This is a genomic window from Aneurinibacillus sp. UBA3580 (assembly GCF_002375825.1).
Lineage (GTDB): Bacteria > Bacillota > Bacilli > Aneurinibacillales > Aneurinibacillaceae > Aneurinibacillus > Aneurinibacillus danicus.
This window is the reverse complement of record NZ_DFMZ01000102.1, coordinates 1-8,986: the sequence shown is the minus strand read 5'-3', so window position 1 is coordinate 8,986 and position 8,986 is coordinate 1. Positions and strand designations below refer to the sequence as shown.

General features: G+C 49.1%; 11 protein-coding genes and 1 pseudogene. 2 read left to right on the top strand and 10 right to left on the bottom strand.

Features of this window, described 5'->3' with window-relative positions:
* The 5 genes and pseudogenes from B2899_RS14570 to mltG form a co-directional block, all read right to left on the bottom strand.
* A pseudogene (locus tag B2899_RS14570) lies at positions 1–98 on the bottom strand (uridine kinase); the annotation flags it as partial.
* 3 nt (positions 99–101) lie between these two features.
* Positions 102–1,406 (bottom strand): peptidase U32 family protein, encoded by a 1,305-nt coding sequence (locus B2899_RS14565; protein WP_286886766.1) that lies wholly within the window; start codon positions 1,404–1,406, stop codon positions 102–104.
* A gap of 14 nt (positions 1,407–1,420) precedes the next feature.
* Complete coding sequence (locus B2899_RS14560) at positions 1,421–2,347, bottom strand: peptidase U32 family protein (RefSeq protein ID WP_286886765.1); 927 nt, start codon at positions 2,345–2,347, stop codon at positions 1,421–1,423.
* On the bottom strand, positions 2,344–2,985 hold the full coding sequence (locus B2899_RS14555; protein ID WP_286886762.1) for an O-methyltransferase: 642 nt from the start codon (positions 2,983–2,985) through the stop codon (positions 2,344–2,346). The genes B2899_RS14560 and B2899_RS14555 overlap by 4 nt, the downstream gene beginning before the upstream one ends.
* A gap of 62 nt (positions 2,986–3,047) precedes the next feature.
* On the bottom strand, positions 3,048–4,088 hold the full coding sequence (gene mltG, locus B2899_RS14550; RefSeq protein ID WP_146811005.1) for an endolytic transglycosylase MltG: 1,041 nt from the start codon (positions 4,086–4,088) through the stop codon (positions 3,048–3,050).
* A gap of 607 nt (positions 4,089–4,695) precedes the next feature.
* Between mltG and B2899_RS18330 the strand changes: the two genes are divergently transcribed.
* Both B2899_RS18330 and B2899_RS14540 read left to right on the top strand, forming a co-directional pair.
* Positions 4,696–4,788, top strand: coding sequence for a helix-turn-helix domain-containing protein (locus B2899_RS18330; protein ID WP_307724492.1), 93 nt, complete (start codon positions 4,696–4,698; stop codon positions 4,786–4,788).
* Positions 4,785–5,096 (top strand): hypothetical protein, encoded by a 312-nt coding sequence (locus tag B2899_RS14540; RefSeq protein ID WP_286886761.1) that lies wholly within the window; start codon positions 4,785–4,787, stop codon positions 5,094–5,096. Before B2899_RS18330 ends, B2899_RS14540 begins: the two co-directional genes overlap by 4 nt.
* Positions 5,097–5,230: 134 nt before the next feature.
* Here B2899_RS14540 and B2899_RS14535 read toward each other — a convergent pair whose 3' ends face one another.
* The 5 genes from B2899_RS14535 to alaS all read right to left on the bottom strand — a co-directional run.
* Complete coding sequence (locus B2899_RS14535; protein WP_146811007.1) at positions 5,231–5,548, bottom strand: DUF1292 domain-containing protein; 318 nt, start codon at positions 5,546–5,548, stop codon at positions 5,231–5,233.
* A gap of 2 nt (positions 5,549–5,550) precedes the next feature.
* Complete coding sequence (locus B2899_RS14530) at positions 5,551–5,838, bottom strand: DUF1292 domain-containing protein (protein WP_246147354.1); 288 nt, start codon at positions 5,836–5,838, stop codon at positions 5,551–5,553.
* Between the two features lie 12 nt (positions 5,839–5,850).
* A complete protein-coding gene (gene ruvX / locus B2899_RS14525) occupies positions 5,851–6,261 on the bottom strand; it encodes a Holliday junction resolvase RuvX (RefSeq protein ID WP_146811009.1) in 411 nt (136 codons plus the stop codon).
* 89 nt (positions 6,262–6,350) lie between these two features.
* Entirely contained in the window at positions 6,351–6,611 is a 261-nt protein-coding gene (locus B2899_RS14520) for an IreB family regulatory phosphoprotein (protein ID WP_146811010.1), read from the bottom strand.
* An 82-nt stretch (positions 6,612–6,693) separates the two neighbouring features.
* Positions 6,694–8,986 (bottom strand): alanine--tRNA ligase (gene alaS / locus B2899_RS14515; protein ID WP_286886757.1); only part of this gene is annotated, 2,293 nt, incomplete at its 5' end.

Here is an 8,986-nt window from a genome sequence, read left to right as displayed (position 1 = left end):
ACGCTCATATCTTCGAACTGGCGGTAAATCTCGCGGGCGACCGTTGTCTTGCCGGAGCCGGTGCCACCCGCCACGCCTATAATAATCGGAGCTGCCATCAGTTATTTCTTCTCCTTGCGCATCATATCATGCTCGGCAACCGGCCGGTCAACGCGCACTTTCACAATTTGCATGGCATGCGGTGCAGAAGTGATGGGTTCGTCCTTCTCGTTCCACATCTCGCCTACGGTCTGCGCGAAACGATCCAGCGTCGGACCGAAGAACTCCACCGTGTCACCTACACTGAATTTATTGCGCTGCTGCAGCGTTGCGATGCCGCTCTCCGCGTCATAATCCAGCACCAATCCGGCAAATTCGTATTCCGGCATATCTTCATTTTCGCCGTACAGCTGGTCTTGTTCCGTCGGCATGCCATAGAAGAACCCGGTCGTCAGTGAACGGTGGGACGCTTTGCGAATCTCTTCCATCCATTCCGGATTCAACTTATAGTTATCCGGGTCGGCACAGTATGCATCTACCGCACGGCGGTACTGATTGGTGACCGTCGCCACGTAGTGAATACTTTTCATGCGCCCTTCGATTTTAAAGCTGTCTACGCCTGCATCGATCATATCCGGCAGGAAACCGAGCATACACATATCTTTTGAACTCATCGTAAATTGCGGATCCTGCTCGCCGAACATCGGGAGCGCTTTTTTGCCGATTTGCTCGATTTCCGCTTCATCCTGCGGTAATTCTTCAAACATGTCATACTGCCAGCGACAGGACTGGGAACAGCCTCCGCGATTTGAATCACGTGCGGTAAAATGGTTGGACAGCACACAGCGCCCGGAATAGGAAATGCACATCGCTCCGTGTACAAACGCTTCGATTTCAATGTCTACATGCTTCTTGATTTCGCGGATTTCCCGGATGGAAACTTCGCGCGCCAGCACAACGCGGCTCACGCCCTCTTCTTTCCAGAATTGCACCGTCTGCCAGTTCGTCGTCGATGCCTGAGTGCTCAGGTGAAGTTCCAAATCCGGTGCTGCCTGCTTCGTGCGTTCAATCAACGCCGGATCAGCGACAATAATGGCATCGATGCCGGAACGCTGCAAATTACGCATGAAATCATCCACCTGATGCAGGTCTTCATTGTGCGCGATAATATTGGTCGCCACAAACACCTTGGAACCGTGCGCATGGGCGAATTCTGTCGCTTCTTTCATCTCATCGAACGAGAAGTTATCCGCATTGGCACGCAGGCCCAGACTCTGACCGCCGATATATACCGCATCCGCACCATAGCGCACCGCGAACTTCAGCTTCTCCAGGTTACCCGCCGGAGCCAGCACCTCGGGCTTTTGTAGAATCGGACCACGCGGTTTTAAAATCTTTTTATCGGAAATGACGTTTGTGTCCGCCATCATTCATCACCTCATTAATAAACTTGCTCTTTAAAGAAGAATCCTGTCGTCAGCTCACGGTGAGACGGCTGGATGCTCCGCAGCTCATCCATAAGTCCGTCCACCATCCCGCGGAATTTATCCGGACTTTCCGCATAAGCATCGATTGCCCGGCGGTAAATCGAAGTCACTTTCACATTATAGTTTGTGTCTTTCATGATGCCTTCAATTTTAAAACTGTCAATCTCCGCATCCATCAGTTCATCCAGATATTCCAGAATGCAAATATCTTCCGCGCTCATGATATGCGTCCCGTTCCGATCTTCAAAGATTGGGTACTGCAAGTCTTCCCGCTTTTCTTCCGTGATGAACAGCTTTCGGTCCATGCCGGTCGTTTTTGGTTCCTGACCTTTGAATTTCTCATAATTGGTCACCAGATTGCGGCGGGAATGGAAGATACAGGTCATTCCGTGCACCTGCACCTGAATTTCTACTTCAGCGTTTTCTTTAATTTCCACAATCGCGTCCATGTTTAACTCACGGGCAACAAATGCGCGCGTCGCCCCCTTCCTGCCCCAGTAATTCATCGTCTCGTAATTAGTGGTCAGCACTTCGGCGTTCCAGTGAAGCGGTAGCTTAAGTCCAATCTGACGCGCAATCATTACGACAGCCGTATCACCGAACACAATAGCATCTACGCCAATCTTCTCGAGCGCCTTCAGGTATTCCGGCAATCCTTTCAAATCATCGTTATGGAATAACGCGTTGACGGATACATACACTTTCGCGCTCCGTGCGTGCGCTATCTTGACCGCCCGGCGAATGTCTTCCAGCTCAAAGTTGCCCGCGACCCGCAGGCCGTATCGCTCGTGTCCGATGCTTACCGCATCCGCTCCGGCTTCGATAACCTGAGTAAGCTCGTCCAAATTGGCAGCGGTGCAGAGCAATTCCGGTTTTTTCACTTTACTTCCCTCCGTTTTATGCATAAGGCCAGCCCGTCCCCGATGGAGACGAACGACGTCTCAAACGCCGGATGTTCGGCTAAAAATTGATTAAAGGCGCGCAGCTTTTGTATCATGCCACGCCTCTTCTTCGGAACTTCTTCTTCGGCGACCATGCCGCGGAAAAAGACGTTATCGCAAATCAGCAGTCCGCCTTCCACCAGATACGGCGCATATTGGTCAAAAAATACCTGGTATTGCCCTTTGGCCGCATCTAAAAAGATGCAATCAAACGCATGCTCACCAGATAACCCCTCCCGCGCATCCTGATGCAGTACGGTAACCCTGTCGCTTATGCCTGCTTCGGCGAAATTCCGCTGCGCACGCTCGACCATTTCTTCTGAAATCTCAATGGATGTAATGTGCGCATCCGGCGCCGCCTGCGCAAGCCAAATCGTCGAGTACCCAATCGCCATTCCCACTTCAAGAATCCGCTTAGGCCTGTGCACCATCAGCAAAAAGCGGAGCAGTTGGATACTGGGAAGCTGGATAATCGGGATATGTTCCGCTTCGGCCTCTCGCTCCATACGCGTAAGCAGTTCAGAACGCTCAGGTATGAGCGATACCATATAGCGCTCAATATGTTCTGAGGTTATCATCTTGTTTACACCTCGTTCTTTTTCATAAACTTCTCCATAATAGCATATCCACGGTGCAAAATCTATTTCTGATTTCCTTTGCTTTTATCGATGTTTCTTAAGTGTTCCTGATACGTAGCCGCAAAATAATGCTGACCGGTTCCGTCCTTTTTGGTCACGTAGAATAAGTAGCTGTGCTTCTCGGCATTAGCCACGGCTTCAAGCGCTGCTTTGCCTGGACTCGCAATCGGTCCCGGCGGCAATCCTTTCACTTTATATGTGTTATACGGACTGTCCTGTTCCAAATCGCTGTACATCACACGATCCTTCTGCTTGGCGAACAAATACTGCACCGTTGCGTCCGCCTGCAGCGGCATCTGTTTGGCGAGACGATTGTAATAGACACCGGCCACCTTCTGGCGTTCATCCTCGGAGCGCACTTCACGCTCGACTATCGAGGCCAGCGTTACCGCCTGATGTTTGTTCAGGTTATGCTGTTTCACTTTGCCGTCCCATTCTTTGTTCCACACTTCTTCAAAGCGTTCCAGCATCCGTTCGATAATCTGGTGCTCGTTCGCTCCCTTTTTAAACTCGTACGTATCCGGGAACAAATAGCCTTCCAGACGGTACTTAATGCGCTTATCCGCCGGGATGCTTTTTACGACTTCCTGCGGAAACTTGCCTGTGTTTACTTCCTTTAAGAACCTGTCTTTCTTCACAAGCCCTTTTTGCTCCAGGCGGGTAGCGATCTGCTCTATTGTATAGCCTTCCGGAATCGTCACAGTAATGGTATCTTTATAAATGTCCCCGCTGGACAATTTCTCAATGAGTTCGCCAATGGATTGTCCTGCGGTCAGTTGATACTTACCTGCTTTAATGTCGGATCCGATTCCTTTCATTTTTACATACAGGGAAAAGAGCCGCGCGTCTTTGATTAGCTCATTTTCCTCCAAAATTTTTCCGACTTTGCTTATGGATGAGTTGGGCGGAATTTCGACGATTTTCTGCTGGCCGTTCTCACTTGCTACCGGCTGCAGACCTTTCCAGATATAATATGAGACTCCGCCTACCCCAAGGGCAAACAGAAGCAGAATGGCTAAAGCAAATGTAATGGTTTTTCGCATCTCTACCTTACTCTCCTTTTCCTCTACCGGTTTCCAGCGCTACTTTATAATTTCTGGGAGCCAACTGCTTTTCCGCATAATGTTTCCCCCATTCACTTACAAAATCGGACAGGGTCATTTTTGATGGTTTAACATACGTGCCAGACTCAACCTCCGCCACGAATTTTTCCCGCGTTTCTCGACGCTTCCGGCCATAAACGCTTTCCCCTTCCTTGTATATGGTGTACGTGCACAACACCTCTCCTATAAGTTGCATTTTTATGTGATCTTGTGATACCTTTGGCTACTTGATTGTGATTCCCTCTAAAAAGCGAACGGAGCATCATAAGAAATGATACAACAAAAATAAAAACAATAAAACGAAGAATCATATAAGGAAAGAATACGAAACGAAAAATACAAAATGAGAATGCAACCAAGTCATAGATTTATCTTTATAATGATAGATAAATAAGAGAAAATAGAGTGGTGATAAGATGATAAGTTACATGCCTTTCCAGTTGCTTTTAGTTAAGAAAGGTATTAAAAAGAAAGAGGTAGTTGAAAAAACCGGCATCCCTTGATTTACTATGGCCAGACTAAATAAAATCAGTTTGTATCACTTGAGGTGATCGACAAACTATGTGCAGCCTTAGATGTATACCCTGGCGATCTCTTGGAATACATACCGGATAGCAAAAGAGAGGAGGCTAAGGCATGAACGATAAACTTTTGCAACAAATATTGGAAGAACTACAAAAGATGAATCAGCGTATTGATACGCTGGAAGAAGGAATGAACAGCCGTTTCGATGAACTAAAGGACTCTCTTAGCCGTAAGCATGTTGAAAACATTAAAGCGGACGAATTAATTCTTCAATCACAAAAGGAAACACTCGCCCGCCTTGATGACATAGAACGCGGCATGTATCGCCTGGAGAAGATAGAGCTACGGCAGAACCGAACAACCGCGAAAGTGGACGAACTGGAAGCGGATGTGACTCTGCTGCGGGACAAACTACAGAATTAACATGCAGGATATCTTTTTAATTTGAACTCTTAGGTAAATTAAAACCTCAGTTATAACCCGGGTTGTTACTATAGCATGTCCACTGGATAAAGCAATGTAAAAGCCATCGAAAACATTTCGATGGCTCTTGTGATTCATACCATATGAACCTTTACGTTCGATTCATCCAGCCACGCGGAGAATGCATCTACCGCCTGGTCCCATTCATCTTCCGATTCTACAGGAGAAAGCGCAGGCACACCGTCCGTCAGCGAATACTTAAAAAGATACGGGTGAGGGTCAGCAAAACTGGTCGGAGTGAGCACCGCATACGTCTGTCCCGCCACATCCATCTCGGTCATGACGCTATACTGCTCCTCCCGCCCAAGCCGTGCATCATACCATTTCACCTGATTTCCCCATGAATCGCGCAGGTGGCGCACTTCCCCTCTGGATTCCGCTTGATAATCCAAAATTAATTTTCCTCTTTATCAAGTTCGCTCATCAACGTTTCGAATGTAGCTTCTACCTGCTCCCACTCCTGCTCGTCTTCAATCGGCTGCAGCGTATCTGTCCCCTCATAGCGCAGGAACTCTACTTCATACTCTTCCTGATCTTCTTGCTCGGCAGGCACCAGGCATAGGTACGTACGATCTTCAATTTCGAAAATGTACATAACAAGATATTCGTACTCTTGACCGGACTCTTCATCCGTAATCGTAATATATTCGCCGACTTCAATTCCGATATTATCCAAATCCATGTGCATAACCTCCTATTTTTGGGCATCCAGGTAATTTTGCAATATAATTACCGCTGCCATTTTATCAATGACTTGCTTTCTTTTCTTACGGCTCACATCGGCGGAAACCAACATTTTCTCGGCCGCCATTGTTGTTAAGCGCTCATCCCACATTTTAACGGGAAGACGCGAACGGTTTTGCACATATTCCGCAAATGCCTGGCACATCTCGCCCCGAGGTCCAATCGTACCATTCATGTTTTTAGGAAGCCCGACAATAATTTCCCCCACATCATATTGTTTTATGAGTTCTTCGATGCGAAGATAATCTTTTTTCTTGCCTTCCCTGCGGATGGTCTCTATTCCCTGTGCTGTCCATCCAAACTCATCGCTGATTGCGACGCCAATCGTCTTTTCACCGACATCGAGTCCCATTTTACGCATACATTCTCTCCTAATAATGTCCGCCCATAACACGCCTCTTTCCCAAATGGGAAGGAGGCGGCTGATGCGGTCAGGAATTCTTCGTTGTGCTATCGGTTCGAGCGAAGATATGAACGAACAAGCTCCTCGATTAATTCGTCGCGCTCCAATTTGCGAATAAGCGTGCGCGCATTGTTGTGGCGGGGAATGTAAGCCGGATCACCGGAAATCAAATAACCGACAATTTGGTTAATCGGGTTGTACCCTTTATCTTCGAGCGCACCGTACACCTGCAGCAGAACTTCACGGGCGTCCACTTCCACCTCGTCCTGCTTGAAATTGAACTTCATGGTATGATCCATGGAACTCACTGCCTAGCACCTCTTTCAAAGGATCTTCATTACTTTTTTATATTCGCCCCGAACTGTCGAATTCCCTCTTTTCGAACCTGCACTAAATTTGTTCACCTACCCAGCTTTTCACAAATGCAAGTGCTTCCGGCAACTGTGCCGGGTTCTTGCCGCCCGCCTGGGCCATGTCTGGACGGCCGCCGCCGCCGCCACCGCAGCGTACAGCTACCTCTTTTACCGCTTTACCCGCATGAAATCCCTGTTTAACCAGATCAGCGGTTACGCCGGCTACGATATTTACTTTATCGTCTTTTACCGAACCCAATACAACAATGCCGGATCCGAGTTTGTTCTTCAGATCATCTACCATGTTGCGCAGATTATCCATGTCGACGCCGTTTACTTTCGCAGCGAGCACCTTTACGCCTTTTACTTCTTCTATCTGATCGGTGAGCGAAGAAGCTTCCAGGTGGCTTAACTTGGCGCGCAGCGACTCATTCTCGCGCTCCAGCGCCTTCATCTCGCCTTTTACCGCTTCGATGCGCTGCGGTACGCTGGAAATGTTTGTTTTAAGCTCTTCCGCTACTTTTTTAAGCGTCTGCAGTTGTTTATTCAGATACTCGTATGCCATGCGTCCGGTTACGGCTTCGATACGGCGTGTACCGGCGCCGATGCCCGCTTCGCTGAGAATCTTGAACAGGCCGATTTCTGCCGTATTGCTTACGTGGCAGCCGCCGCACAGCTCCAGGCTGTAATCGCCTACCTGCACGACGCGTACTTCATCGCCGTACTTCTCGCCGAACAGCGCCATCGCACCCATCGCTTTTGCTTCTGTGAGTGATTTATGCATAATGTTAACGTCAATATTACGCCAAATCTGCTCGTTCACCTTTGTTTCAATTTGTTCCAGCTCGTCCGCCGTCACCGCTCCAAAGTGCGAGAAGTCAAAGCGAAGGCGGTCGGGAGCAACCAGCGATCCGGCCTGATTCACGTGTGTCCCCAGCACATCTTTCAGCGCTTGGTGCAGCAGGTGGGTGGCGGTATGGTTCTTAATCGTATCGGCGCGGGATGCCCGCTCTACTATAGCCTCTACCGTATCGCCTACTTTTAACGTGCCGCTCTCTACCAGAACGGTATGCACATGCTGACCGTTCGGCCCTTTCTGCGTATCCTGCACCCTCGCCTGCATTTTACCGGCACTCAGCAGGCCTTTGTCCGCAACCTGTCCGCCGGATTCCGCATAGAACGGTGTACGGTCAAGAATAACCTGACATTCTGTGCCGGCACCTACCATGTCTACAGACTCATTATCATGCACAATCGCTGCGACTTTCGCGCTGGTTACAAGCTCGTCATAACCTACGAATTCGCTTTTTACCTTGATATCGCCAAGCACGCCGCCCTGCACCTGCATGCTGTCTTCATCCTGACGGGCCGCACGGGCACGGGCACGCTGCTCTTCCATCGCAATATCAAAGCCTTCACGGTCTACGGTCAATCCTTGCTCGGCCGCAAAATCTTCGGTCAAATCAAACGGGAAACCGTACGTATCATACAGTTTGAATGCTTCCGGTCCGCTGATTTTCGTTTGTCCGGCTTTTTTCGCCGCTTCGACCATCTGCTCGAGGATATGCAGACCTTCATTCAGCGTTTCATGGAATCGTTCTTCCTCGTTTTTAATCACACGTTCGATAAATTCACGCTTCTCCAGTACTTCCGGATAGTAAGCTTTCATAATTTCGCCAACCACCGATGTTAATGTGTAAAGGAAGGACTTATCGATGCCGAGCACTTTACCGTAGCGAACCGCACGGCGCAGCAGACGGCGAATGACATACCCGCGTCCTTCATTGGACGGCAGTGCACCGTCACCAATCGCAAAAACAACGGTACGGGAGTGGTCAGCAATCACTTTCAGTGCCACGTCTTTTTCCGGCGATTCGCCGTATTTTACACCCGCGATATTGCAGGTCGCTTCAATAATCGGGAACAGTAGATCGGTCTCAAAGTTATTATCTACTTCCTGCAGAATAGACGCCATGCGCTCGAGTCCCATCCCTGTATCGATGTTCTTCTTCGGCAGCGGCGTGTAAGAGCCGTCCGGATTGTGGTTGTACTGCGAGAATACAAGGTTCCATATTTCAAGGTAACGTTCATTCTCACCACCCGGATATAGCTCTGGATCGCTTGGGTCGTTGCCGAATCTCTCCCCGCGGTCGTAGAAAATCTCACTGTTCGGTCCGCACGGGCCTTCTCCGATATCCCAGAAGTTTCCTTCCAGGCGTACGATACGCTCGTCCGGGATGCCCACTTTCTTGTTCCAGATTTCGTATGCTTCGTCATCTTCCGGGTGGATGGTTACAGACAGCTTCTCCGGATCAAAGCCGATCCATTCC